The organism is Cyclobacterium xiamenense, from assembly GCF_900109255.1.
GTDB classification, from domain to species: Bacteria; Bacteroidota; Bacteroidia; order Cytophagales; family Cyclobacteriaceae; genus Cyclobacterium; species Cyclobacterium xiamenense.
The window spans coordinates 46,511-72,857 of the sequence record NZ_FNZH01000013.1 but is presented as its reverse complement, the minus strand read 5'-3'; the positions used below and the strand labels follow the sequence as shown (position 1 = coordinate 72,857).

Annotated in this window: 17 protein-coding genes; 5 read left to right on the top strand and 12 right to left on the bottom strand. The window is 49.4% G+C overall.

Translation table 11 applies throughout. The features are described 5' to 3' along the window. From BMW71_RS22415 to BMW71_RS22380, 8 genes are all read right to left on the bottom strand, one after another. On the bottom strand, positions 1 to 236 hold a 236-nt coding region (locus BMW71_RS22415; protein WP_143057736.1), incomplete at its 3' end, for a transposase. A gap of 190 nt (positions 237 to 426) precedes the next feature. Continuing rightward, complete coding sequence (locus tag BMW71_RS22410; RefSeq protein ID WP_092178770.1) at positions 427 to 1,227, bottom strand: alpha/beta hydrolase; 801 nt, start codon at positions 1,225 to 1,227, stop codon at positions 427 to 429. Positions 1,228 to 1,639: 412 nt separating this feature from the next. Then, a complete protein-coding gene (locus tag BMW71_RS22405; protein WP_092178769.1) occupies positions 1,640 to 4,279 on the bottom strand; it encodes a DUF5686 and carboxypeptidase regulatory-like domain-containing protein in 2,640 nt (879 codons plus the stop codon). Between the two features lie 390 nt (positions 4,280 to 4,669). Continuing rightward, positions 4,670 to 6,136: a sodium:solute symporter family protein gene (locus tag BMW71_RS22400; protein ID WP_092178768.1), complete on the bottom strand. Its 1,467-nt coding sequence runs from the start codon at positions 6,134 to 6,136 to the stop codon at positions 4,670 to 4,672. A 74-nt stretch (positions 6,137 to 6,210) separates the two neighbouring features. Further along, positions 6,211 to 7,536, bottom strand: coding sequence for a Gfo/Idh/MocA family protein (locus tag BMW71_RS22395; protein WP_394333706.1), 1,326 nt, complete (start codon positions 7,534 to 7,536; stop codon positions 6,211 to 6,213). A 33-nt stretch (positions 7,537 to 7,569) separates the two neighbouring features. After that, positions 7,570 to 8,610: a Gfo/Idh/MocA family protein gene (locus BMW71_RS22390; RefSeq protein WP_143057735.1), complete on the bottom strand. Its 1,041-nt coding sequence runs from the start codon at positions 8,608 to 8,610 to the stop codon at positions 7,570 to 7,572. 487 nt (positions 8,611 to 9,097) lie between these two features. Beyond that, the gene (locus tag BMW71_RS22385) at positions 9,098 to 9,820 is read right to left on the bottom strand and encodes an SDR family oxidoreductase (protein WP_092178766.1); all 723 of its coding nucleotides are present in this window, start codon (positions 9,818 to 9,820) and stop codon (positions 9,098 to 9,100) included. Positions 9,821 to 9,888: 68 nt separating this feature from the next. Further along, on the bottom strand, positions 9,889 to 10,167 hold the full coding sequence (locus tag BMW71_RS22380; RefSeq protein WP_092178765.1) for a YtxH domain-containing protein: 279 nt from the start codon (positions 10,165 to 10,167) through the stop codon (positions 9,889 to 9,891). 253 nt (positions 10,168 to 10,420) lie between these two features. On the opposite strand from BMW71_RS22380, the gene BMW71_RS22375 reads away from it, so the two are divergent. Then, complete coding sequence (locus BMW71_RS22375) at positions 10,421 to 12,268, top strand: alkaline phosphatase (protein ID WP_092178764.1); 1,848 nt, start codon at positions 10,421 to 10,423, stop codon at positions 12,266 to 12,268. 68 nt (positions 12,269 to 12,336) lie between these two features. Then, the gene (locus BMW71_RS22370; protein ID WP_244891282.1) at positions 12,337 to 13,524 is read left to right on the top strand and encodes a lactonase family protein; all 1,188 of its coding nucleotides are present in this window, start codon (positions 12,337 to 12,339) and stop codon (positions 13,522 to 13,524) included. 107 nt (positions 13,525 to 13,631) lie between these two features. Here BMW71_RS22370 and BMW71_RS22365 read toward each other — a convergent pair whose 3' ends face one another. Both BMW71_RS22365 and BMW71_RS22360 read right to left on the bottom strand, forming a co-directional pair. Next, positions 13,632 to 14,792, bottom strand: coding sequence for a sialidase family protein (locus BMW71_RS22365; protein WP_092178762.1), 1,161 nt, complete (start codon positions 14,790 to 14,792; stop codon positions 13,632 to 13,634). 70 nt (positions 14,793 to 14,862) lie between these two features. Continuing rightward, on the bottom strand, positions 14,863 to 17,679 hold the full coding sequence (locus tag BMW71_RS22360) for a M16 family metallopeptidase (protein ID WP_092178779.1): 2,817 nt from the start codon (positions 17,677 to 17,679) through the stop codon (positions 14,863 to 14,865). A gap of 189 nt (positions 17,680 to 17,868) precedes the next feature. On the opposite strand from BMW71_RS22360, the gene BMW71_RS22355 reads away from it, so the two are divergent. Continuing rightward, entirely contained in the window at positions 17,869 to 19,071 is a 1,203-nt protein-coding gene (locus BMW71_RS22355; protein ID WP_092178761.1) for a DUF6807 domain-containing protein, read from the top strand. A gap of 44 nt (positions 19,072 to 19,115) precedes the next feature. On the opposite strand, the gene BMW71_RS22350 is transcribed toward BMW71_RS22355, so the two are convergent. Beyond that, positions 19,116 to 19,991 carry a LamG-like jellyroll fold domain-containing protein gene (locus BMW71_RS22350; protein WP_092178760.1) on the bottom strand — a complete coding sequence of 292 codons (876 nt, stop codon included), beginning with the start codon at positions 19,989 to 19,991 and terminating at the stop codon, positions 19,116 to 19,118. Between the two features lie 285 nt (positions 19,992 to 20,276). On the opposite strand from BMW71_RS22350, the gene BMW71_RS22345 reads away from it, so the two are divergent. Together BMW71_RS22345 and BMW71_RS22340 are read left to right on the top strand one after the other, a co-directional pair. Beyond that, positions 20,277 to 21,857, top strand: a complete 1,581-nt coding sequence (locus BMW71_RS22345) for a sulfatase family protein (RefSeq protein ID WP_218145622.1) — start codon at positions 20,277 to 20,279, stop codon at positions 21,855 to 21,857. A gap of 20 nt (positions 21,858 to 21,877) precedes the next feature. Next, on the top strand, positions 21,878 to 25,702 hold the full coding sequence (locus tag BMW71_RS22340) for a PVC-type heme-binding CxxCH protein (protein ID WP_092178758.1): 3,825 nt from the start codon (positions 21,878 to 21,880) through the stop codon (positions 25,700 to 25,702). An 8-nt stretch (positions 25,703 to 25,710) separates the two neighbouring features. Here the strand turns inward: BMW71_RS22340 and BMW71_RS22335 are convergent, their stop codons facing one another. Beyond that, a complete protein-coding gene (locus tag BMW71_RS22335; protein WP_092178757.1) occupies positions 25,711 to 26,316 on the bottom strand; it encodes a hypothetical protein in 606 nt (201 codons plus the stop codon). Between the last annotated feature and the right edge of the window lie 31 nt (positions 26,317 to 26,347).

Below are 26,347 nucleotides of genomic sequence, written 5' to 3'. Positions count from 1 at the left end.
ATGTCGATCTCTAGGCTTTGGTTGGCCACTATTTTTTTTAACCGGCTGTTTTCCTCCTCCAAACTTCTGAGACGACGGAGTTCCTGTACTTCCATGCCTGAGTATTTGTTCCGCCAGATGTAAAACGTGCCAGCACTAATCCCATGCTTCCGGCATATCTCTTCTACTTTGAGCCCCTCCTCCTGCAGTTTGAGGATTTTGATGATCTGTTCTTCGGTAAATTTGCTCTTTTTCATAATTACTAAGTTAAAAATTCTAGTTTTAACCTGTTCAAAAAAAGCAGCCTAGTACCGTTCCTATACATTTTATCAAAGCTAGGAGATACTGGTAAATTACCCAAGGTTTTATTGATTACAAAGCCTTCCAAACATAGTATTTGATAATTTTTGTGGGCAAATTAAAACCAAAAAAGTTTTCAGTTGCGGGTCATTGATTCAATATTTCCTTTATTTTTAACTGATATTCAGGGTTAAACGTCATCCCATTGTGCCGCTGACCGGTAAGCATGATCAGAGAGTCCTGCTTTTTAAAATGTTCTTTTAATTTTAGGGAGGACCCTGGATAAATGACTTCGTCCTGTTCACCATGAAAAATCACCACCGGCATGTTGCATTTTTGAATGTGCCGGAAATTTTCAAAAGGATATTTGTGCAAAAACGAAGGAAAAATCGGGAAATAATGTTGCACCAGGTCGGATAAGCTGTAATAGGGTGCCTGCAAAATCAACAATTTGGGTTGATTGACGGAAGCCAATTTTGAAGCCGGACCAGTGCCCATTGAATAGCCAAGAAGGATGATCTCCTGCTCAGGATACCTGTTTTTGAGCACATCATAAGCCCTTTGAACGTCCTGATACATTTGTTTCTGCCCCTGAATCGTACCTTCACTTTTTCCATAACCTCTATAATCCAGTATAAACAGGTCATAGCCCAAATCGGTAAAAACCTCAGCTACCCCACCCCAGGTTCTTAATGATCCGGCATTTCCATGCAGGTAAAAAATAAGGCCTTTTGGATGATCGGTTTTGAATAGCAGTCCATTCAATGAAATGTCATCGTTCATCCGGATGTTCATTTCTTCAAATTTCTGGTCAAATTGAAAGAGGAAATTGTTTTTCAGTTTTTCTGGGAAGAAAAGTAATTTTTCCTGAAAAGCATATACCAACCCGTAAGCCATCAAAATGATTACTGAAAATAACATCATCGGGATCATAAACCTACTTTTCATTAAACAGCTAATTCAAGCTCCCAAATTAACAATAAACCCGAAATATGCATTGGTCTATTTACGCCTCGGCGCCCAGGTATTACGAGCTGAAACTGCTTAGGAGCCTTTTTTACCTTTACTTCTTTCTGTTCATTTTTGTCTTGACACAAAAACGAACCAAAAAAGTCAAGGCTGTCAAATGTTATTTCAAATGATGGGTTATGGTGCAGGGAATAAATTCCTTTTACATTGCCATCATTTGATTTTTGAATCTGGATTACAGGCTAAAAATGAGTGGATCTCCTTGTGGGAGCTAACTCATTTTCTTAACGCCTTCCATCCTGCTCCAAAAACCATAACCTTTGAAGGCCGGATTGTTATGGCGATATATTTTGAAAATATTTCCCGGTGGAAATTTACTCGCAAACAAACCTTATTCCCCTACATTGACCTGGATAAAGGTAGCGATACCAAACCGAATCCCGCCTTTTTTGTACTTGCCGTTTTCAAAACCAGCACCAATTTCTACCCTGAAAATCCGATACAGGTTGTCCAGTGAATAACCCAACTCCCAATAATGGGGAGCATTTTGGGTTTTTAGATAATTGAAAAAAAGATTTTCCCTGATGCCTGAAAACCGGAGCACCGGCAATTGGGTAAAAAGAAATTTCCTGAATTGATAATGCATGATGCTACTGAAATAGGGACCTGCGGTGCTGTATTGGTAGTAATCCAAAAACCGGTAATTGCTGGCGGCTCCCATATTACTAAAGATGGTCCGGTTACCTCCAAAATGTTTGAAGTCCATAAAATAGACCTGAGAATGATTCAGGAAAGTACCCGTTTGCACGTTTACATCCAGTTTACCACTTACACCGAAGTTAAGCGCATGCTCCAGTCCTAGTTCCAGGTGATCGAATTTGCCAGCCCCGGAAAAATTTTTGTTATAGTTAAATTTTACCAGGGGTGCCGTTTCCATAAGCGGGAATTTTCTTCCGTTTCTTATACGGTATTTCAATCCGGGTCGCCACTCAATAGCCGCGCTTACCAATACGGCCTCATTAGGTGCAAAGGCCTCGTTCCCTGCTTCCTGGTTCATTGGTCGATTGGACGTATACCTTCGTTCCGGCTTATTGTAAAAACTGTAATCGGAATTGTTCTCCAGATTCACCCGATCCTCATATCGGAAATTCACCCTATAGGTGAAGGCATCCGTAATTCTATGAGCCAGGTACAATCTGGTAAAGGTTTGCTCATAAAGTTTCATGTAATTTTGCCTGAAAAATAAGGAATAAAGGGCATTGACTTGCTCATTGATAGGGTCCTCTCCATTGTATTGGAAAAGGTATTTTCCTCCTTCTATCCCCCAGGTATGGCCCGGCCTTCCTTTGGTCACCGACCGCCTGATATGCAGCATTCCGTAGGGCTTTCTACTTGCAAAACCATACCTGAATGCTGGTCTGAAATTCCAGGACCGCAAGTGGTTGGTTACACTGTCTGCCATTTTTGTGTTCTTCTCAGCCCGGTAGTATCCTGAAAATCCGATTTTAAACCCTTCTACGGTGTTGAATGATAGGTTGGTCCAATTGGAATGAAAACCTGCAGACCTGCCTTTCCCAAAACTGTAATCACCACCCGTTAGAAAATCAAGTGGTTGGAATTTTCTTTTGGCTTTTTGGGCCACGGAGTCAACATCGCTTTCACGGGCCGCCTCCACCACAGCCAAACTATCGTCCCTGCGATAGCCTTGTATTTCTTTGGCTGTCAGTTGGACCGGCCGGATGCTGTCCCAATAGACAAGATCTCTTTTGGTGGCCATGGAATCTACGGTATAGTTTCTTTCGGATAGGACTTCCGCCTGCTCTCTTTCCTTCAAGGATTCCTTTTCATAGGCATTGACCATTTTTCTGAAATCCTTTCTGCTCATCTGATCAGCGGCTGCCAACTGTTCGATGGGGTCTGCGCTTTTGGTAACTTCCGGAAGGTGATCGGGAATCTCCTCTACCTTTTCGTCCAGAATCCTGGTATCCACCAGAAGATCGGGGTTCAGCGTGATTTGGTAATCCCTGGTGGATGCCAGGTACTGGTACTCCCCGGCAAAACCAAAAAACGTTCCCCCGAACGTATAGGTATGGGTCAAGGGCATCCAGATGTTTTCCTCCACCGGAGCATATTGCTGGGTTACCCCAATATCAAAACCCATGAGGGAGGTATTCAAATTCAGGCTATGAATGGCCCATAAATCCTCAATAATATAGATATACCCATCAAATACCTTTTCTCCTTTCGAACGGGGAATAACTCGTATTTTATTCACCATAACCCCATTTTCAAAAAAATTCCCTGCTAACCGAAACCGATAATAAGCAAAGGCGGACCTGGAAAGGGGGGAAACCACGCCATTGATCTGCTCATCGTAAAAACTGGCCCCGATATAGGGAGCAGGTGAAGTCTGGTTGTTTTCACCGCTGGACCGTATACTGATGACCGTCTCAGTAATTTCAGCCGGCTGCTTAAAGTGAATTTTAGAGACTGATTCTGAAGTATAGGCCTCATTGAGTCCAACCCCTTCTTCTTTCAGTTTCTTTTTCAGGAAAAAGGGAGCATTGGTCAGTTCTCCCGTTCCTTTAATATACACCATCATGCTGTATTCCTGAACCTGAAGGCGGTGAAATTTTGCTTTTGCTATGGCTTTTCGCATGACGGTAAGCGCCGGATCTTCCTGATCCCCCTTTACCTCTACTTCCTGCAAGGCAAACGTTTGCATTTCCAAACGTACATCCAGATCTACCCAACTGTCCTTTACTTCCACTGCCTGCAATTTAGACTGGTAGCCGAGGTATTGGACAATGATATCATAGTTTCCAGGTGGTAATTTCCATTCAAACCGCCCATCCTGGTTGGTGGGGATGCCATCATTCAGGTTCCGTGCAAAAACAGTAGCATATGCGAGGGGTTCTCCTGCTTCAGAAGTAACCAACCCTCTAATTCCCTGGGATAATCCATTGAAAATAAAAGCTTGAAAAAGTATAAAGCAAGACAACACCTTTAAATCTCTAGAAAAATCAATCATATCGTGTACCTAGAGGTAATTTTACCTAAAAATACGGTATATAGACAAATAAAAAATAGTATTGACATTTTTTAACCTGCATTCAATCAAAAGCATGCTGATGGCTGTGTAAAAATCCCTCTCTGGGTGTAGTTTGCAACTACATCCCTGCTATCCGATTGGTTACGGATACGAGGCATTTGTAATGCCGGAAGCAATAGATCAATCATATATAAAATCGCTCTTTAAAAAGCATACGATAAGCCATTACAAATGGCTTTTTGACAGGTTTTGTCTGTTTATGATTCCCTAAATACCAGGGTGATTGGCATACTTCACCCAGAATTATTATCTGTGCAAATCTGTGTAATCTGTGGTGCACCCTGACAAGGAGGATTGGGACGCATAAGCCTACTCCTGCGCAATATCCGACAGCATTTGTTTGACTTTATCGGGTACGGTATCCCTTTCCAGAAAACCGATTAGAATATAGGTAATAGCAGAAGAAAGTACCGGCAGGCTTACTTCCAGGGCCAGGCTGTTTAATTCCACATTTTTGGTGATCACAAAGGCAAGCAACCCGACCAGAATGGATCCAATCGCTGCCTTTGGTCCGCAGGATTTGAACCAAGGAATCAGGCCAAACAACATGGGGATGGCAATAGGCCCCACCAATGCACCAAACCAACTGATGATCAATCCCAATACCCCGCCAAAGCGTTCAAACTGCAGTGCAATCACGATGGTCCCCAAGGTAAACAGGAACGTAGTAATCCTGGCCGTGGTCAGAGAAGTGGCTTCCTTTCGAAATTTTTTATTGATAGCCGGCAAAATGTCCCGGGAAATCACAGCCGAAATGGTATTGATATCGGATGAAGTCATGGACATGGTATTGGCAAATAAGGAAGCGATGACCAAACCAATCAATCCAATGGGCAGCAGTTCCATGGTTAGGATACCGTAGGACTGGGTGGGGTCTTCCATATCGGGCAGGAGAACCGGCGCAGCCCACATGGGAAAAAACAAAATCAATGGCCAAACGAGGTACAAGGCACCGGAGAGCCAGGCGGCTTTTGAAGCCTGTTGTTCCGAAGGCGAGGAAATGTAGCGGGTGGCCAGGTTCCACTGTCCGCCATTGTAGGAAAGGAAATTGATAAACAAAAAGGCCAAGGCAAAGCCAACCGTATAGGGATCGTTAAAGGCCTGGCTATTTCCCTCGGGCAATTGCTCCCAAACGGTAAATAGGGAGTCCAATCCGCCTAATTTCTGAATAACGACCACAAACATGACCAGTCCGGCAATGATCTGTACGATAAACTGGGCAAAATCGGTGATGATCACGGCCCAAAGTCCGCCAAAAGTAATGTACAACAGTGAAATTCCCCCCGATATCAAAATACCCCAGGCGAGGGAAATGCCGGTAAATACGTTTAATAATATTGCAATGGCTGCCCATTTGGCCCCTATATCAAACAATTTCAAAATAACTCCACTCCAGGCCATCAACTGCTGGGTGGCGAGGTTGTAACGTGTCTCCAAAAATTCCAATGGGGACTGAATTTTAAACCGCTTTCTCAGCCGGACCCAAAAGACGGGAAATACCTTTGCTGAAATCATCACGGTAGAACCGATGGTCAATGCCCACCAGATGTACACGGAAAAGCCATGCGTATAAGCCAGGCCCGCATACGCCACGAAAACTGCCCCGCTGTACCCGGAAACATGGTGACTGATACCGGATAGCCACCAGGGCAGCTTACCTCCGGCCACAAAGTAATCTTCCGAATCGGTATTCCTAAAATAAGACCAGACGCCGATGAGCAGCATCAATAAAAAAAACAGACCAATCACAATCAGGTCAAGGGTACTCAGCTCCATAGCAGACGGTTAAGGTGGTGAAAGAAAAAGAGACCAAACCAGGTTTGTTTGGCCTCTTTTGTGGGTATGAAAACTTAGACGCTTGGTTCCCAGCCGGGCTCGTACTCCCGTTTCCAGAGTTCCATAGCGGTGGGATCGTATTGTATCTTTCCGGTTTTGGGATCAATATCCAGGGTCCTGCCCACCCGCTGGGCAATATTCCCCAATTGAACCAGTAGCGTACTTTTGTGGGCGCCTACAATCTCTGAACGAACTTCTGTACCATTAGAAATCCCATCAAAAAAGTTTTGGATGTGCAAGGCATCCAGGGCCTGCGCCGGATTGGTACGGTTGGTCGGGTCGATTACCTGATCGTTTTTCACATCCTTTACCAATTCATTTTTCAGGTTGAAAATTTTGTAAGAATTACCTCCTTCGATCAAGAGGCTTCCCTCTTCTCCATAGAACAAAGTGCCGACGCTGCCACTCTCAATATGCTTTCCGTTACAGCTTCTGCCCTCCCAGGTGATCACAGAATTGTTGTCAAATTCCAGATTGATGATTTGGGTATCGGGCGTTTCCCAGTCGTCATCGTACCGGTACCTGCCACCGGAGGAATTGACCCGGTTAGGATAATCCACCTGAAGCCCCCAGCGGGCCAGGTCCACCATGTGAGTACCATTGTTCAGGGCTTCGCCGGTACCCCAGTTCCAGAACCAATGCCAGTTGTAATGCAAAATATTGTCCCGGTAGGTCTCCCGGGGTGCGGGTCCCTGCCAGAGTTCGTAGTCCAGCCATTCGGGTACCGGCACCTGTTTTCCTACCCCTATGGGGCCGCGGTTGTTGGCATACCAGGTTTTGGCCATGTAGGGCCTGCCGATCACCCCGTTATGCAATTCCTCGATCCCTTGCATCACGTTGGGCCAGGAGCGGCGCTGATTGCCTACCTGAACGACTTTGTTGTATTTTTTTTGCGCAGCCATCAGCAGTTCCCCTTCGTGGGGATTGTGGCTGCAGGGTTTTTCCAGGTACACGTGCTTTCCGGCCTTCAGGGCCATCAGGGCAGCCGGCGCATGCCAGTGGTCCGGAGCCGTGACGATCAGTACATCCACCTCTTTGTCTTCCAGCACCTTGCGCACATCCTTTTCGATTTTGGGTGCCCTTCCTTGTATTTCGTTCACCGATGCGGAAAATTTCTCGGCAGCGCGGCTATCTACATCGCAACTGTAAATCACTTCGCACTGTTCCTGGCTGGCAAAATTGGTACCTACCGCATGGCCGCGGCTGACTACGCCCATGCTGGCTGCCAATATGCGGTCATTGGCTCCCATGATTTTTCCGTAACTTTTGGCAGACATGCCGGGCAGCATACCGCCTACGGATGCAAGGGTTGCCCCCGCTATGGCTTTTTTTACAAACATTCTTCTGCTATTTTTCATCCTATTGGGTATAAATTAAATGCTGATTTGAGCGGCTTCCCTCCTACCTTTGTCCAAAACGGCCTGCAGGGAGACGGCCTGTCCGTTGATCTTCTTGCTTTCGTCGGCTGCTTGCATAAAGGCAAAGATTTCAATCGTTTCCTCTGCGGATACCGGTGCTATTCCGGAATCAAAAAACTTGGCGATTTCCACCAAAAGCGGCCGATATCCTCCGTAGGAACCCATATCCATAATGCCTTCCTCACCAAAAGCCCTTCCGCCATAACCGCTTTTTCCGGAGCGGGTACCCCTAAAGGTGCCAATCCGGCCTCCGTCCCAGGTCCCCACCACCACATCTGCACCGGGCGTAAACGTCCGCTGCACGGTTTCACAACCGGTCCCCATTAGGGTGTACAGGGTTTCTACCCCATGTATGCCGTACCAAAACAAATCCGGATGGGTAGGTTCCAGAGTAGCCGGGCTGAAGGCATCTGCACCCATAACCTTTCCGACTTTTCCGTTTCTGACCGCAATGGCATTCTCCATGTATCGTAGGGAGCTGCTGGAAAATACCGGGACATCGTATTTTTTAGCTGCCGCGAAAATCGCGATGGCATCGACCAGGGAGGCCGAAATGGGTTTGTCGATAAAAACGGTTTTGCCGGCCTTGAATACTTCCAGGGCCTGCTCCAGATGGAGCCTGCCATCGTTGGTTTCCAAAAGCACCACGTCCACCTTGTCCAAAAGGGCAGCGATGGAGTCTACGATCTCCACCCCCAGCGGCTGAATTTCTTCCGTATACCCGGGGATTCGATTGACAGACGAAGCAATATCCCGGCTTCCATGGGGATAGGCAGCTACCACTTTGTAACCGCCCAGGTCGGCTGCGGCATCGGCGGCATTAAAGGCTTTGGTGAAGGCAAGGCTGTGGGAGGTATCCAGGCCGATAATGCCCACCCGCTTGCCGTTTTTAGGCCGGGATGAGGCAAAACTTATTGCCTGTGGTGCCAGGCTCAAGCCTACACCCGCCAGGGCAGCCTTTCCCATAAATTTTCTTCGATTCAGTGCTGTGTCCATAGTTTACAGAGGGATGCGTATACAAGTTTCGTTTTTGCTGGTTAAATAGTTGGGACAATTCCTTGTCCACGGTTCAATGTACTAAAAAAATCAAAAAAGCGCCCACGACTATTCCACGAAACGTAAAAATTCCCAGATAAACCCATTAAACAACAACCTCCCTGCCTGGTAAATGACTGGTAACGGATTCAATCTTATCTATTTAGCACAAGAAGTTCGACTTCGCGAATGAACGGCTACTTTTCATGAGTGGAAAACCTGCCAAAAAAAATCAGTCTTGGGACAAGCGTTACCTGTAAAAATTTTCAGTCAATTGGCTGATAGCAGTAGGAAATTTCATACCTACGACCCACCATCACCGATTGATCCCTCGATTAACTTACAAAAGGGATAAAGAAAAACAAATCTCCGTTCCGAAATAAAAAAACTACCGGTGCCTGAGGGCAGTCACCGGTAGGTAAACGCTTTTACGATGGATCCCAACCCATTATTTTTTCGGTGGCATGCTGGGCCTGACCTCAATTTTGCTTGGAAGCGTGCGGGGGTCCAACTTAAAAAGACCAACCACCATCTCTCCAATATCTTCGATCTGTATTTTCCAGGCATCCTTTTCATTGACCTCGTGGTCATTAAATCCTGTGGCCACCGATCCCGGCATGATGGTACTTACCCGGACACCCTCCTGCCGCAAGTCCAGCATAATGGCCTGAGAAAAACCGGTCAAACCAAATTTACTGGCATTGTAGGCCGAGCCACCGGCAAAGAAATTGGTGCCCGCCAGGCTGGAAATCGTTAGGAAAAAACCTCGGGTTGCTGTCAGCGCCTCGACCGAGGCTTTGATACCGTAAAACACGCCCGTCAGGTTGGTATCAATCGTCTCGTGCCATTTGTCAGGTGACAACTCCTGGATCGGCGCAAAATGCCCGACTCCGGCGTTGGCAACAAAATAATCCAGTTTTCCCCATTTTTGCAGCACGTCTTGCACGGCCTTTTTCTGGGCGTCGAAATCCCGTACATCGACGGCTAGTGGAAGCACCTCACCCGTGGTGTGGGGACTATTTCGGATCTTTTCTGCGGCCTCTTCGGCTCGTTGAAGACTGCGGCTGCTGATGGCCACATTGACTCCCTCAGCGGCCAATGCCTCGGCAATTCCGTAGCCGATTCCGGTATTTCCACCCGTAATTATCGCGGTTGTATTTTTTAATGACATAGTGTTACGTATAGGTTAAAATAAAAAAGGCCAATGAAACGTCATTGGCCCTAAGAATCCGAGTAGTATTATTTGGTTTTTTCCTTTGCCTCGGCCAGGAGCTCTTTACCCCTCGCTTTGGTTTCTTCGGCCACGGTAGCAATGTTCTTGTTCATCTTGTCCATTTTCTCGTTCATGCCTTTTAAAAGTCCATCGATTTGTCCATTGATGTCCTTCAAGTACTCCTCTCCCTTCTTCGTTAGCTTTTTACGAGTATCTTTGCCTTTTTCTGGGGCAATCAACAAGCCAATTTGTACGCCTACTGCTACTCCTGCCAATGCACTTAAAATTACTTTCGCTGATTTCATACTATCTGGTATTAATGGTTTATACTAGTTAAAAACAATTCTCCATTTCAGAAGAAATTTCTATGAGATCAACATCAAGATTTATACCAAAGTTGCGGATTCATGAATTTTCTGCAGGCTTATCCGAATGTTTTTGCCCGAATTGGCAATTTACAGAACAACCAAACCAAACTCTCCGGAATTAACGGTAACTTAACCCTGCCCTTCGATCGAAACTCTTATGATTGCGCTACATTTGTGAAAAGAAGAACCCATGAAAGGACAAAAAGCGGGATATTTTTTCCCGAAAGGCTTACTTGTCATTGCACTTGTCTTCCTCGGTTTCCCGACGCGGGCCCAGGAGATAGCCATACACAGCCACAACGATTACCTGCAGGAGGTCCCCTTTTGGGAGGCCTATGCCCGCGGCGCTGCTTCCATCGAAGCCGATGTCATCTTACAGAACGACACCTTGTTTGTGGCCCACGAAGTAGAAAGTATTCGAAAAGGCCATACCTTGCGAAGCCTGTACCTGGACCCCATGCTACAAGCAAAACGACTGCGACTCGGCAGCCTGCAGTCCTTTATTCTCCTGGTAGATTTCAAGACAGAGGCCTATGCCACCATGGATCGGCTCCTGCAGGAAATACGGGGCTACGAAGAACTCTGGGATGACCATGAACATCCCTTTGTGAAACTGGTTGTTTCCGGCAACCGTCCAAAGACAGAAGATTACGGACAGTTTCCGTTTCCCATTTTTTTTGATTACCAAAGCATTCGGGACACGACAGACCTTCCCCTGGACAAGATTGAATTGTTTAGCCTGAGTTTTCGCAATTTTTCCCAATGGAACGGCAAGGGCAGGTTGGTTGATGCGGATCGGGCGCGCATTGCCGAAACCATCGCCGTTGCCCACCGCTATGGCAAACCGTTTCGATTCTGGGCCAGTCCCGATAGCAAAACCGCCTGGAAGGCCCTGCACGAATTGGGTGTAGATTACATCAACACCGATCAACCCGCAGCAGCCCAGGCCTACCTATCCAGCCTGTCTTCTCGTTTATATACGCATCCCGCTCCCAATGAAATATATCGCCCCACCTTCGCCTCCGATGGCAGCGAGCGAAAAGTCAAAAACGTGATTTTACTGATCGGTGATGGAAATGGCCTGGCCCAAATCTCCGCTGCCATGGTTGCGAATGGGAATCAGTTGACCCTTACCCAACTTAAAAACATGGGGCTGATCAAAACACAGGCGGCCGATGATTTTACCACGGACTCGGCGGCAGCCGGCACCGCGCTGGCCTCCGGAAAAAAAGCAAAAAACAGAAGTATCGGTGTGCTTCCGGATGGAAGCCCGGCAACCAATCTCCCGGAATTTCTTGTTGGCTTTGACTTTCACTCGGGAATCATCACTACCGACCAGGTGACGGGAGCCACGCCAGCTGCCTTTTTTGCCCATCAGCCCGAACGGGATTGGACCGAAAAAATCGCTACCGATTTGGCAAAAAGCCCCTTATCCCTTTTCATTGGAGGTGGGAAACGTACGTTTATGCAAGACGAATCCAAGGGCATCGACCAACTGAAACAAGCCGGTTTTTTCCTAGCCTCCTCTCTTTCCGAATTGGAGACGCATAGGGGCAGCAAAGCGGGATATTTTGCCGCCAACGAAGGCCTGCCAACCGTAAGCCAGGGAAGGCGAAACTTTCTTTCCGAGGCTACCAAAGCCGGTATCGGCTTTTTAGAAGCAAAAGGTAACCCGTTCTTTCTACTGATTGAAAGTGCATTCATTGATTCCGGAGGACATGCCAATGAGGTCGCTACGGTGATCGAAGAAGGAATAGATTTTGATCAGGCCATCGCCGAAGCGCTCCGTTTTGCCGACGCAGATGGGCATACCCTTGTCCTGATCACCGCAGACCACGAAACGGGAGGAATTACGCTTCCCCAGGGAAATACGGACAACCGAACCGTAGAACTGGAGTTTTCTACGGAAGACCATACAGGACTGATGGTTCCGGTATTTGCCTATGGACCCCACTCGCAGCATTTCCGTGGAGTGTATGAAAACACCGAAATTTTTACTAAAATTACGACCATCATCAGCGGGAACCCCACCAAATAAGGGAAGGGCGAGCGCCCTTGTTCATGCGATGCGCTACATTCTCTAAGAATTTGCCGTATATTCACCAGATGAAGAAGTTTCTACCGCTTTCGTCCACCATCAGATCCCGTTCGGGCATTCCGACCGTTTTGTTGCTTTTTCTGCTCGTTGCACCTTTTTACCCAAACACCATGGCCCAAACATCCAAGGAAATTCTCTACATCGGTACCTACAGTCAAAACGACAGCAAAGGAATCTATGTGCTCGAATTTGACCGCTCCTCCTTATCGGCGACGGTGCTGCAGACCGTTCACGACAAAAAGAATCCTACCTTTCTGGCACTTCACCCCTCCGGCAAATTCCTATACGCAGCCTACCGGGAAGGCCAACACGCGGAAGACCCCAACGGTACAATTGCCGCCTATGCCATTGAAGCAGGCACCGGCCGCCTTTCGCTGGTAAATTGGGTTTCGTCCGCCGGAGCAAGTCCCTGTCACATCAGCCTGGATCCCAGTGGAAACGTGGTTTTTGTTTCCCATTACCAGGGGGGTAATTTAGCTACATTTAAAGTGCTGGATTCCGGCGGAGTAAGTGAGGCCGTTTCCTTTGTTCAACACAAAGGCAGCAGCATCCACCCCAACCAAACCAAACCCCACATGCATGCCATGATTCCATCGTTGGACGGCAAATGGGTATATGCATCGGATTTGGGCATCGACCAGCTCGTGAAATACAACGTAAACATCAGAAAAGGAAGTGTGGGAGACAACCCGAAGGTGTTCCACGTCAAAGCAGGTTCCGGACCCAGACATTTTGTTATCCACCCCGTTCTTCCCTATGCCTATTCTGTGGAAGAATTAAGTAATACCGTGGGCATCTACGCGGTGGATCCCAAAGACGGCGACCTTACCTTTTTATCCCGCGTCGAAATGCTATCCCCTGCACTGCATTCCGACTACAATGCCGCAGCCGATATTCATTTGTCGGTAGACGGTACCTGGTTGTATGCGAGCAACCGCGGTCAGGACAACCTCGCTATCTACCGGGTGGATCAAAACACCGGACTTCTGGAGCTGCAGGGGCACATTCCAACCGGGGGACAGCACCCACGGAATTTCAAAGTGGACGAAAAGGGTGACTTGCTGCTGGTAGCCAACATGGAATCCGACAATGTGGTCATTTTTACCATCCCAGAAGACACGGGAATCCCGGAGCCAACCGGAAAAAGTATATCCATTCCCCGTGCCGTCTTTATTGAACAGTTGTTTATCGATTAGCACTTACTCAAAAGTTTGGGGCGCTACCGGTCGAGCCTTCGGATACGGTCGCTACGCTCCCAGCCGGAGGCGGTATCCGTTTGCTACAGAATTATCCGGATGGCTATTTATTCAAAATCGGCGAGGCTAAGCCGTGCCAGGCTGATTTCCTCGTAGGGATGCTGCGCTCCTTTTTCATAAGCGCAAAGGATTTCCCCATTGGGCAATACAGCCAGTGCGGAGTACGCTGCCGGGCCAGCATGCAGCATTTTGGAGGCTACCCAGGTTCTCCCACTATCTTTGCTCAATTTTACCGTCATGTTTTCCCGTTTTGTGCTCGCCGGATTTGAGAACAGGACCAGGTCGCCGGCAGGATCGGCCGGCCAGGAGTACCGAATCAATGCTGCCTGACAAACGGGCTCAATCAACGTTGACGCCTCCTCGGGGTCCGACCAGGACAGACCACCATCCCGGCTTACCGATAAGGCCCGCCGGTTCGTTCCGAAATAGGAACGCATGTTCATCAGAAGGCTACCGTTACCGTCAGCCACCTCCACTACCTGACATTCGTTCATCCGGGGTCGAATGGTACCGCCCAAATTCCAGGTAACACCCCGATCATCACTGTAAATCACATGCGAGCCGTATTCGAACGGGCCTCCCCTTACCTCACCCGCTGGGTCATCGTAACTGTGATCGGAAGGAATCACCAAACGACCTTTATGGGGTCCATGGTTGATTTGAATGCCTATCCCCGGACCGGTGGCATACCATCCCCATTCCGGATTTTTGGCACCTTGGGTAATGTCCGTTGGTTCGGACCATGTTTTTCCATGATCAGAAGACTTCATAACAAATACCCTGCGGGTATCCCGGCTTTTCTTACGGATAATGTCGCCTTCGTTGTCGTCCCCTCGATTCCAGGTGAGGAGTAGGTGTATTTCTCCGGTATTTTCGTCCAGTACCGGGCTGGGGTTGCCACATACATTTGTTCCATCATCCCAAAGCACCCTTGGCTCGGACCAGCTGCGTCCACCATCTTCCGATCGTTTGAGCAGCAGATCAATGTCTCCCGTATCGCCACTTCCGGATTTTCTTCCTTCAGCAAATGCCAGCAAGGAACCATCTTTTGCGACCAGTAGTGAAGGAATTCGATAGGTGTGGTATCCACCCATGCCACTGACAAACAGTTGCGTTTCCTCGGGCTTTGTGGTAGCCTGTCCGGAGACATATTTTGTCGGTAGGAATAAAGACAAGCTTAAAATAAGCGATAAAAATAGTACTCGCATAGAGTTAATCGATTGGTTAGCCATACAATACATAGGGACGGAATCATCCGGTGCCTCCCGAGAAAGCTACTTAGTCTTCCTGATAATCAGCCGGGTACCGAATGATTTTCAATAAATACTCGGGTTTAAGTAGTTCCCTCGCTAGGGCCTGTACTTGTGGGCCCGTGACCCCCAGTACCCTATCGGAGGCACCCAATACCGTGTCAAGGGGCATGTCTCCGGTGATGGCCGCGCTTATTTGCCCGTGCCAAAAACCGTTTCGGCGCAGGTTTTCTTCCAGGGAAATTCGCTTGGTTTCCCGAACTTTTTCCAAATCTTCTGGTTCTGGACCGTGTTCCTGAATTTTCTTGATTTCTTCCCAGACGGCCTGCGTTAATTCCGGAACGGCTTCTGGCCCGCACGGAAAATTGACCACAAAGCTGAAGCGCTCCCGCGGTACCTTGCCCAAACTCCCTCTGGCGCTTACGCCATACACGCCGCCGATTTCTTCGCGCAACGTCTCTATCAATTTAATCGTTAAGATCTCACCCAGGTAGGAAAGCTGCTGGGATTTCTCCAGATCGTAGTCCATTTCTCCATTGAAATACAGGATTACCTGGCTTTTTTCATCCATACCAACTTTGATCAATTCTGTTTGGTCCTGTGGGGCGGTTATCCCCAGGTCCCGAAAATCCTCCTTTTCGGTTGCGGGTTCGCCGGGGATGCTGCCAAGATAGCGTTCGATCAGGGGGATTACCTCCTTCAGGTCTACATTGCCGGTAAATAAAAACTCAAAATCGGCGGCATTGGAAAACCGCTCCTCGAATATCTCCAAACTACGTTCCACGCGGATGCTATCCAATTGTTCCGGATCGAAAACACCCATCGCCCGTGGATTTCCGTTACTGATTATCTCGTTTACACGCTTGTTGAACTGAAAATCCGGATTGACTTGCGCACTTTCCAGTTGGTTTTTTTGATTCTGGAGGAATACATCCCATAACTCCCGATCCATCCGTGGCGATGAAAAGTACAGGTGAATTAGCTGTAACGCGAGCTCAATATCCCGGGGAGAGGTGCTTCCGGAAAGGGTTTCCGAATAGGTACCAATATTGGGCGTGACCTGTACGTTTTTTCCGGCCAGTACTTTTCTAAGGTCCGAGGGGCTGAAATCCCCTACCCCCATGACATTTACTGCCGTACCGGCATAGCTGGCGTGGTAGTGGTCCCGATCGGGATACAGGGAAGTACCGCCCTCGCTGGAACCGGTAAACAAGATCTCGTCATTTTTAAAATCGGTGGGTTTGAAATGGACTTTGAGCCCATTGTCAAGCAATAGGCTCGTGATGTCTACCCCCTCTACAACGGATACATCAACTACCTTTCCCGGCTCCGGAAGACTAAGCAGTAGGTTTTCGCGCAATTCCTTTTCCTCATAGGGACTGGTTTCCCAGTTCGTTGATTCGTTCAAGACTTGCAGTAATTCCGCTTCCGTCGGCAGGGATTCCTTGTCTTTTTCCGGGGCCGTTACGATTACGACAGTATTGGTCTCACGAATCAAGTCCCCGATCAGCGCATTGACCTCATCCAGTGTAATGGCGGGAATCATCTGGCTATACAGCCGATAGCGGTGGGCCGGATCATCGGCAAAGGTTTCGTTAAGAAAATGGGAAACGTACTTTCCTACCAGTGAGCGGGATTCCGCCTTGTCCCTTTCTTTGAATGACCTCTCTGCACTGTTCAGTAGGGAGCGCTTTACCCGCTCCAATTCGCTTTCGGTAAATCCGTGCTGCATGGCCCGCCGATTTTCTTCCAAAAAGGAACGCAGCCCCTCGCTTGCTTTTCCTGGCCCCACCACTCCCGAAGTAGTGAAAAATTCCAGGCTCTTCACCAGCTTGCCGTACCGGGCACCTGCAAAGATAAAGGGTGCATCGGGGGTTTGCCTGATTTCATCCAGCCGCTGGGTCAGCATACCACCAATCATGGTACGCAAAACACGTTCTTTGTAAGCCGCGTAGGTACCGGAAGAAGCCGGCGGGTGTTTGTAATACAACTGCACCTGAATTCCAGGCGCTTCTTCGTCTGTGACAATTTTTACAAAATTCGCTTCGTGTTCGGGTACCTCGTAATACTCTCGTTCGGGGGCATCGGCTGGGTTGCTGAGATCGGAAAAATACTCCCGGATCAATGCTTCGATTCTATCCGGATCCAGGTCGCCCACGGCGACTATTCCCATTAAATCCGGTCGGTACCAATCCCGGTAAAAATCCCGAATCACTTCTTCACTGGCTCCGCGGATGATATCCATATCCCCGATCGGCAATCGGTTGGCATAGCGGCTATCGTGGAGCAAAACAGGCAAATACGCATCTCTCAAGCGCTGATCCACACCTTGCCCGGTTCGCCATTCCTCCACCACGATACCCCGTTCGGCATCAATGTCCTCGGATTCCAGCAGCAGGCCTCCCGCCCAGTCTCGCAGTACCCGAAAACCGTTCCGGATTTTTTCTTCCTCATCGGTGGGAATGGGCAAGATATATACCGTTTCATCAAAACTGGTATAGGCATTCAGGTCACTGCCAAAAGCAACGCCTATCGATTGCAGGTAACTAATGAGCTCATTTTTTTCAAAATTTTCCGATCCGTTAAATGCCATGTGCTCCACGAAGTGGGCCAGGCCAAGTTGATCCTCCCGCTCCTGCATGGAACCCGCTTTGATAGCCAGGCGCAGTTCCAGTTTATTTTCTGGTTTTGGGTTGGATTGGATGTAGTACTGAAGGCCATTATCCAATTGCCCAACATGTACCCGCTCGTCGAGGGGAACGGAATCCGTTGGGGCGAACTGGCCACGCGTACTATTGGCAAGCAGACAAAAACTAAAGACGAGCAGCTTGATTTTTTCCTTCATAAGACGGTAAAGAGGGGGATCAACTAAATAAAGCGAGTTCAATATTGCGAATAAATAAGCAATTTGAAAAATATTGCCTGTAAAAAGGGCACTGTCTCCCCTGTGCTTCAAAATATCCCGGCTGTAAATTGGATTTTTACAAGGCCCTTCCGATATTTCATCTCCCATTTTCCATCAACCTCCAAACATATGTCAACCAATCACCTCTACCTTGTTCTTTTATTGCTCGCACAAATGGCCTGCTCGTCTTCGCCAATTATGAGCATTTCCCTGGATGCCGGAGACCTGGATCGGAAAAATAGTCCCCTGCTAATTCCCCTGGATCGGGATTTACCGGCCGGTAGCGACTACGAATTGATTAATGAGCAAACAGGAAAAGCCTATCCTGCTCAGGTTTTGTCCTCCGGACACCTATTGGTGGTAGTAGACGAAATGTCCGCAGGCACAGAAGGTGACTTCGGATTGCGTCAAGCAGCCGGAAACGTGGAAAGCCGGGTCACCATTTCCCAAACGGAGGAAGGCATCGAACTCTCTGTGGCAGGCAAGCCCGTCCTTTTTTACCAGACTGCCACTACCTTACCCGGGGAAGGATTGCCGGATTACTACAAACGAAGCGGCATGATACACCCACTTTATAGCCCGGAGGGCCAGGTGTTGACCGATGCATTTCCTGTAGGCCACACACACCAACATGCCATTTTCAATGCCTGGGTAAATACCCAGTTCAGGGGGGAAAAGGTGGATTTCTGGAACCAACATCAGGAAACCGGAACGGTGGAACACGTGGATCTGCTGCACCTGGAAGAGGGCGTCAATGCCGCAATATTCGAAAGCTTGCTGCGGCACGTAAGCCTAAAACACGGAGAAGTGCTCGAAGAAACCTGGAAAGTACAGGTATACCCCTTTTCGGAATATTTCTTATTTGACTTGTATTCCGAGCAAACGAATACCAGTAGCGACACCTTGTTTATCGTGGAATACCATTACGGGGGCATGGGATTCCGGGGTAGCCGGGAATGGAACTCGGTGGATTCGCTGCATTACACGAATACCTGGAACATAGAAACCTCGGAAGGCTTTACAGGCGAAACCGCAAATCACACCCATGCATCCTGGGTGGGGGCATTTGGCGAGGTAGACGGAAAGATGGCTGGAGCCACAGTCTTCGGATTTCCATCGAATTTCCGGTATCCCCAAGCGATTCGGGTGCATCCTACCATGCCATACTGGGTATATGCTCCCATGGTCGATGGTGAATTCACCATTGCGCCGGGGGAAACCTTTACCAGCCGCTTTCGGTATTACGTACATCAGGGGCAACCCGATCAGGCCATCATCGATCGCATAAACAACGATTTATTGCACCCCATACAGGCCCGTATTGTGGAGTAAACGCGCCCATTGAGAACCTGGTAGAGCGGCACCGATTCGTAGAATCAGTGCAGCCGCATCGTCATCCGGCTGATTTCTTGCATTTCGGACGCCTCCACTACCCGGTCGAATACGGCCAAGCCACCAATAAGTCCATTAAAAAAGTTCCCCATTCCTCGTTGCAACACGACCGCTCCGACGGTGAAATCCGAGCCATTGTTCCCGATTCCATCCGGGAAATAATAGGGATTTTTGGAATGAACCAGGCCCTCCGGCAGTCCAGGAAAACCCTTCGTATTCTTTATGGGCTCGGGGGGCCTTTCCTGAAATTCTCCATCCAAATAGGATTTGATGTAGGTACCATCGTAGGTGAACGCGATAACGTGCCACTGACCTTTCGTTAATTGCTGCTTGCTTGCCGAATAATCGCAACTGTAGGGAAAGGGAGGCGTGGGACCACCTGTGGCAGACACATGACCACAGACTTGATTGGCGCCGTTGTAGTGCGGTAGATCGACAAATAAGCCATACTGCCGTTTCCCACCATCTGTGTATTCGTTCCACATACCTCCCACAAACCCCGTCATACCGTACCACTTGACCCAGGCCATCACCGTGATCCCCTGCATCTTTCCATGAACATTCAGCGCACCGGTACGATCGTGTGGAAGGCTAAAAAAAGATTGGTTGTCCAAATGCGCCGCATATCCGGAAAGGGGACCTTCCTCAACCCGCGGAATCCGTCCATTTCGTTCCTCCAAGGGGAAATCTCCTTTTCCGACGGCTTTTCGCGGCATCCCTGAAGGCTCGCGAAAATCCCAAAGCGCTACCAATCCTTCTTTTGCGCTCAGAAACGCGACCGGATCCTGCCTGCCGGTGGCCTCAGTTACCCAGATGAAAACAAACAAAATCAGGGCGCATCGACTATTTTTACCAGCCATGTATCAAGGAGTTTAATGAGAGATACCCGGACGGTAAATTAGGGTAATTTTTTAAGAAAAACACGAGGTATCCGATTTGAAATCCCCAGAAAATCAATGCCTCCTACCCGCTATCCCCATTCGGAAAAACCGAACGTGATTTTCAAGCCGGCAACCCGCTTCACCTAATACCTGCCCGTTTTGCTGCGATCAAATTTCTTTGGCAAAAGAAATATCTCTATATTGTTTGCCGGCCGATTATCGGCGGTCCAAACAAATAAAACCCATAGCAATTGATTGAAACGAATGATGAAACAAGTCCACGTACACTCCTTCAGTAACCTGATGCTCCTGCTTGTCCTTTCTGCAGCTACCCTTTCCTGCGCCGAAAAAAGCACCGAAACGATCTCCGAACCTCAGCGGCCCAATATTTTATTTATATTCTCCGATGACCATGCATTTCAAGCCATCAGTGCTTACGAGCACCAGCTCGCCGACTATGCCCCTACGCCTAACATCGACCGGATTGCAGAAAATGGCATGCGGTTCGACCGTGCTTATGTTACAAATTCCATTTGTGCTCCCTCGCGGGCAACCGTTCTGACTGGGGCGCACAGCCATGTAAACGGTCACCGTACCAATGGTGATATTTTCGATGGCGAACAAATCACGTTCCCCAAACTCCTTCGGGAAAATGGATACACCACCGCGCTCATTGGGAAATGGCACCTTCGGTCCAAGCCAACCGGATTTGATCATTGGGAAGTTTTGCCTGGGCAAGGCCATTATTACAATCCTGATTTTATCTCCGATACCGATACGGGTGCCGTCGAAGGCTACGTTTCCGACCTGATCACCGATAAATCCCTTGCTTGGCTGGACGCCAATAAAGGAAGTGGAAAGCCCTTTATGCTGATGTTGCAGCACAAAGCACCGCATCGGGAATGGGAAAAAGGACCGGATCACCTGACCTTGTATGAAGACGTGGAATTCCCCGAGCCAGCCAACCTGTTTGACGATTACAGCAACCGCGGGACGGCAGCCAAAGAACAAGACATGACCATTCGGGAGACCATGCAACTGGACTCCGATTTGAAGCTTTGGACCGAAGAAAACAAGAATAAAGGCAGTTATAACCGTACGTATGGCCGCATGAATGACACACAGCGGGCAGCCTGGGATGCCGTTTACAATCCCATTATCCAGGAATTCCAGGAACAGAACCTTCAAGGCAACGACCTGGTCCGATGGAAATACCAGCGGTACATGCGCGATTACCTGGCCACCATCCGTTCCGTCGATGACAATGTGGGAAGGGTACTGGATTACCTGGAGGAGAATGGCCTGGATGAAAACACCCTGATCGTATACACTTCTGACCAGGGGTTTTACCTGGGCGAGCACGGCTGGTTCGACAAGCGGTTCATGTACGAAGAATCCTTCCGTACCCCTCTACTCATGCAATGGCAGGGAAAAATCCCGGAAGGAACGGTTAACAGCGATCTGGTTTCCAATCTGGATTTTGCCCAGACCTTTTTGGATGTAGCAGGGGTAGAAGCTCCCGATCGCATGCAAGGCAGGAGCCTGCTTCCTTTAATGCGCGGCGAAACGCCCGAAAACTGGCGGGATTATCTCTATTACCACTATTACGAGTTTCCAGCAGTGCACAGCGTAAACAAACACGAGGGGATAACCGGGGAGCGTTACAAACTCATGCATTTTTACGAACTGGGCGAATGGGAAATGTACGATCTGGAAAAAGATCCGATGGAGATGAACAATATCTACAACCATCCCGAATACGATTCCATTCAACATTCGCTCGTTGATCGGTTTAAGCGAATAAAAAGGCAATACGGGGTGATTCACCCTAGAAATACCCCCTAACCTTTCCCAATTATTTTCCCATGCAAAAGCTGCTGATCCTTAGTTTCCTGCTGGCCTTGTACGGCTGCGGAGGAGGGCAGGGTGTTGAAAACCAACGCCTTTCGGAAGGCCCTGTGATACTCACCATCATTCGGGATGACGCTAACGGGCAGCTCCGGGTAGTGCGAAAAAACCTGCCGGATACCCCATTGCTGGTACAGGAAGCGCAGGAGGGGTTTCGACCCTACATCCATCCAATCCTTTCTCCGGATGGCAACGGGATAGTAACCGAATACAGCCCCGGACACCACAAGCACCAAACGGGGCTGTATTGGGGATTTACGCGGGTAAACGAGCGGGATTTCTTTCACCACCCGGAAGCCAGCCACTGGCGAAAAGTCGCAGCAAATGTACTCCAGGAAGAAGGAGAACAGGTGAAATGGCAGACGGTGTACGAGATGCTCGACAGCCTGGGAAACGTGGTCCTAACGGAAACGCAAACCTGGTCCTTTCAGGTGGAAAACGAGCGGTATTTTTTGGACTTGGAATGGCAGGGACACGCGGAGGAATCGCTCACGATTGGGAAATACGACTACGGAGGCCTGTTTCTTCGAATGCCCTGGCAGGAAGGGATGGATGCCGAGGTTGTCAACACCGCCCGGCAAAAAAACGAGCTGGCTGAGGGGCAACCTTCCATGTGGCTGAATATTGGCATGCAGGTGAAAGGACGTGACGACCGGGCAAACGTGGCGCTATTTGATCACCCGGACAACAAGGGATACCCTCAAAAATGGCGCGTAGATGGACAATTTGGCGTAGGTCCTGCTTACACCCGGGATGCAGACTGGAGCCTTCCGGCCGGGGAGACGCTGGTCCTAAAGCACCGGCTGCTGTTTTATACCGACAAATTTGAGGACCTGGCATTGACAGAAGCCTGGGGAGAATACGTGGGAAATACCGGCATGTACAATACCACGGCCCTTTGGCGCATTGCGCAGGAAGAGGGCAGAAACGCCCGGTTTCTTTCACCCGAGGAAGCCGTAGAAGAGATGAGCGTAAAAGAGGGCTATCGCGTCAATGTATTCGCTTCCGAGCCAATGATTACCCAACCCATGGCTTTCTGTTGGGACGACAAAGGCCGGCTATGGGTGGCAGAAAACCGGGACTACGAATCCCGGGGGCATGGTTTCTCAGACGCCGGTGACAGCCGGATATTGATTTTGGAAGATACAGATGGAGATGGAAAGGCAGACTTGAAAAAAGTATTCATGGAGGGACTGGCTTTTCCTGCCGCACTGGCGGTCGGTTTTGACGGTGTCTATGTAGGCGCACCACCTAATTTGTTATTTATCCCGGACCGGGATCAGGACGACCGGGCGGATACGGATGCCATCGAAGTTTTGCTGACCGGCTGGGGCATTCGCGACCGGCACGAAACCTTAAACAGCCTGCATTGGGGCCCCGACGGCTGGTTATATGGGTTACAGGGCTTCGCCACTCCCTCTAAAATCCGGAAGCCAACCGAAGAAGAAAAAAAGAAACTGTATTACCACAAGGACCCATTTCCGGAGGATTTGCTGGACGCCGAGGGTGTGGACATCAATGGCGGTGTCTGGCGCTATCATCCGGTCAAGCAGAACTTTGAAGTGGTGGCCCATGGATTCAGCAATCCCTGGGGGATTGATTACGATCCAAAGGGACAATGGATCATGACCGCCTGTGTAATTCCCCACCTCTGGCACGTGGTGCCGGGAGGGATATACCACCGGCAAGGGGGGCAGCACTTCAATCCTTACGTATACGAAGACATCAAAACCATTACCGATCACAGCCATCGTTCGGCACATGGGGGCGCGCGAATCTACCAGTCCGATGCCTTCCCCGAAGAAGAATGGGGCAGGGTATTTATGGCCAATATCCACGAACATGCCGTACTCACAGACGAACTCGTCCCGAATGGATCCGGGTTTACCGGTAGGCATGTGGACGATTTTTTACTGGCAAACAATGCCCAATGGGTGGGTTTTAGCATGGAAACCGGTCCCGAAGGTGGGGTATACGTATTGGATTGGCACGATGCCGATATCTGCGGACAGGAAGTGCTGAACAGTGAAACCGGTCGCATTTTCCGAATAATGCCCGACCAGTCAAGGGCAGAAGACTGGGAAGGGCGGTACGGCGATCTCAATGGCCTGCCAGATTCCGCATTGGTACACCTGCAAACCAGTAAAAGTGACTGGCATTCCAGACGGGCACGGGGAATCCTTCACAAACGCGCGGTACAGCAAAAACTGGAGGAAACCACCATTTCCCGGCTGAAGGCGATTTTTAACCAACACGAAAATGGCAATTACAGACTCAGGGCGCTTTGGGCCTTGCATCAGGTTGATGGATGGCGAAAGCAGGAACGCCTGGCGTTATTGGATGATCCGGATCCCTACGTACGGGCCTGGGGCATCCAATTGCTTTGCGAGGACCGTAATCCGCCCCAAGCCGCCAGGGATCGCTTTACCCAACTGGCCAACGAGGACCCTTCTGCGACCGTACGCCTGTACCTGGCTGCAGCCCTGCAACGCATTCCGGAAGACTGGAAATGGGACCTGTCAGCCGCACTGATGCGCAGAGCAGAAGACCGAGAGGATCACAACATCCCCAAAATGATCTGGTTTGGAACGGAATACCTGATCGATAAAAACCCCAACCGGTTTTTGGCCATGGCCGAGGAATCGGCATCACCCTTGCTGACGCGATTCATGGCGCGAAGGGCCGTAGATGGCGATCACCTCAATGCGTTGGTAGCGCGCATTGCGTTGGCGAAACAAAACCGGACCGATCTTCTGTCCGGCATGGTGGAGGGAATGGAGGGAAGAACCGATCTTTCCCCTCCGCAGCGCTGGCAGGAAATTGCCGAAAAACTGAAGGGGACGGAAGAACTCGGCGCTCTTGTAGCGGAAGTCAGCGCTCGATTTGGGGATGCGGCAGCTACGCAGGAAGCATTGGCTATGCTGCAAAACCCTTCTGCCTCAGAGCAAGAGAAAATTACCGCCCTCCAAATGCTTGCCGCGCAGCAAAAAACGGAGTTAACCCCACTCCTGCCTGCGCTGCTGAAGGAGAAGACACTTCGATTGGAGGCCATACGGGCCGTAGCTGCTTTTTCCAAAGCGGACCTCGGATCTGCGCTTATAAAAGCCTATCCGACAGCTTCGGCAGAAGAAAAGGTAGCCATCCTGCAAACCATGTCCGCTCGTTCTTTATATGGAAACCAACTGTTGGACGAAATTAAAGCGGGAAACATCGCCAGGAAGGAAATCCCGGTTACGCTGGCCCGGCAATTGCACCGGGTAATCGGCAGCGGCTTTGTCGAAGTATGGGGGCCGATAGAACATGTTCCCAGCGACGAAGCCGCCTACCAACGCTACAAAGACCTTTTTACGAAAGAAGCCCTGGCAACCGCAAATCTACGGGAAGGCAAACGGCTGTTTACGCAGTCATGTGGTAGTTGCCACAAGCTATTTGGGGAAGGAGCGGATATCGGACCTGATCTTACCGGTTCCAATCGGCAGGACCCGGATTACATTCTTCTGAATGTACTGGAACCCAGCGCGGAAATTCAGGACGCCTACCGCCTGGTGGTCATTACCACCGTTGACGGCCGTACCTACACCGGAAATGTGGTAGGGGAAACCGCCCGACAGCTTACGCTAAAGGTGGCTGGGCAGAACCCGGTCCTGATCAATAAATCGGCGATTCAGAACAAGGAAATCACCGACGTATCCCTGATGCCTCCGGGCTTGTTTGAACCGCTTTCTAACGAAGAGGTGATCAATCTGATGGCCTACCTGCAAACCCAAAAACAAATCGACTGAGAGTAGGGCTACCAAAACCGAAGCCGAACGCCAGCGGACTGAACCAGACGGTGGTTCCATTTGGACGATGGGTCTCCCCAATTCGGCTGAGACCCGAAGTACTTGCCCAGGTCGTATTGCAGCTTGTAGTAAAGTGCCAGGGAACGGCTAAATTCAATGTTCACTCCTGCATTGGGAGAGAGCAGGCCACGGGTATAGATTTGGGTGCTTGTGTTTTCCGAAGAAGAAACTGGCTGATCCGCATGAAGGGTTGTAAACGCGAAACCAGCGGCGGCCCCGTAGAAAAACGAAAGTGCATCGCTGTGGTACAGGTCGTACCGGAATGTGGCGGTTGTCTCCACAATTTGTTGAAATTGCCCGGCGGTTCCTTCGCCTGTCGTATTCATACGAAAGACCCCTACAGTAGCTCCCCAGGCAACCATATCGGCGGAAAACGGGGACTGCTCCTGCCTTGCTGCGGCCAATTCAATACCCATAAGGGGCTCGAATACCTGACGCTGCGCGCTCAGGAGGTGTTTGTACGTGAGCCCTGCACTAAGCTCAAGTTCCTGGGAGATTGCCTGTGGAATGCACCCTAGCACCGTAAAAAAGAAGGAAATAGCAAAGAGTTTCATGCGCTGTGAGGATTACTTGTTACAAATGAAG

What these genes read in the sequence shown, in the direction of transcription:
- BMW71_RS22410 (WP_092178770.1), bottom strand. Translation starts at nt 1,227, where the DNA reads ATGAAAAGTAGGTTTATGATCCCGATGATGTTATTTTCAGTAATCATT.
- BMW71_RS22405 (WP_092178769.1), bottom strand. Translation starts at nt 4,279, where the DNA reads ATGATTGATTTTTCTAGAGATTTAAAGGTGTTGTCTTGCTTTATACTT.
- BMW71_RS22400 (WP_092178768.1), bottom strand. Translation starts at nt 6,136, where the DNA reads ATGGAGCTGAGTACCCTTGACCTGATTGTGATTGGTCTGTTTTTTTTA.
- BMW71_RS22395 (WP_394333706.1), bottom strand. Translation starts at nt 7,536, where the DNA reads ATGTTTGTAAAAAAAGCCATAGCGGGGGCAACCCTTGCATCCGTAGGC.
- BMW71_RS22390 (WP_143057735.1), bottom strand. Translation starts at nt 8,610, where the DNA reads ATGGACACAGCACTGAATCGAAGAAAATTTATGGGAAAGGCTGCCCTG.
- BMW71_RS22385 (WP_092178766.1), bottom strand. Translation starts at nt 9,820, where the DNA reads ATGTCATTAAAAAATACAACCGCGATAATTACGGGTGGAAATACCGGA.
- BMW71_RS22380 (WP_092178765.1), bottom strand. Translation starts at nt 10,167, where the DNA reads ATGAAATCAGCGAAAGTAATTTTAAGTGCATTGGCAGGAGTAGCAGTA.
- BMW71_RS22375 (WP_092178764.1), top strand. Translation starts at nt 10,421, where the DNA reads ATGAAAGGACAAAAAGCGGGATATTTTTTCCCGAAAGGCTTACTTGTC.
- BMW71_RS22370 (WP_244891282.1), top strand. Translation starts at nt 12,337, where the DNA reads ATGAAGAAGTTTCTACCGCTTTCGTCCACCATCAGATCCCGTTCGGGC.
- BMW71_RS22365 (WP_092178762.1), bottom strand. Translation starts at nt 14,792, where the DNA reads ATGCGAGTACTATTTTTATCGCTTATTTTAAGCTTGTCTTTATTCCTA.
- BMW71_RS22360 (WP_092178779.1), bottom strand. Translation starts at nt 17,679, where the DNA reads ATGAAGGAAAAAATCAAGCTGCTCGTCTTTAGTTTTTGTCTGCTTGCC.
- BMW71_RS22355 (WP_092178761.1), top strand. Translation starts at nt 17,869, where the DNA reads ATGTCAACCAATCACCTCTACCTTGTTCTTTTATTGCTCGCACAAATG.
- BMW71_RS22350 (WP_092178760.1), bottom strand. Translation starts at nt 19,991, where the DNA reads ATGGCTGGTAAAAATAGTCGATGCGCCCTGATTTTGTTTGTTTTCATC.
- BMW71_RS22345 (WP_218145622.1), top strand. Translation starts at nt 20,277, where the DNA reads ATGATGAAACAAGTCCACGTACACTCCTTCAGTAACCTGATGCTCCTG.
- BMW71_RS22340 (WP_092178758.1), top strand. Translation starts at nt 21,878, where the DNA reads ATGCAAAAGCTGCTGATCCTTAGTTTCCTGCTGGCCTTGTACGGCTGC.
- BMW71_RS22335 (WP_092178757.1), bottom strand. Translation starts at nt 26,316, where the DNA reads ATGAAACTCTTTGCTATTTCCTTCTTTTTTACGGTGCTAGGGTGCATT.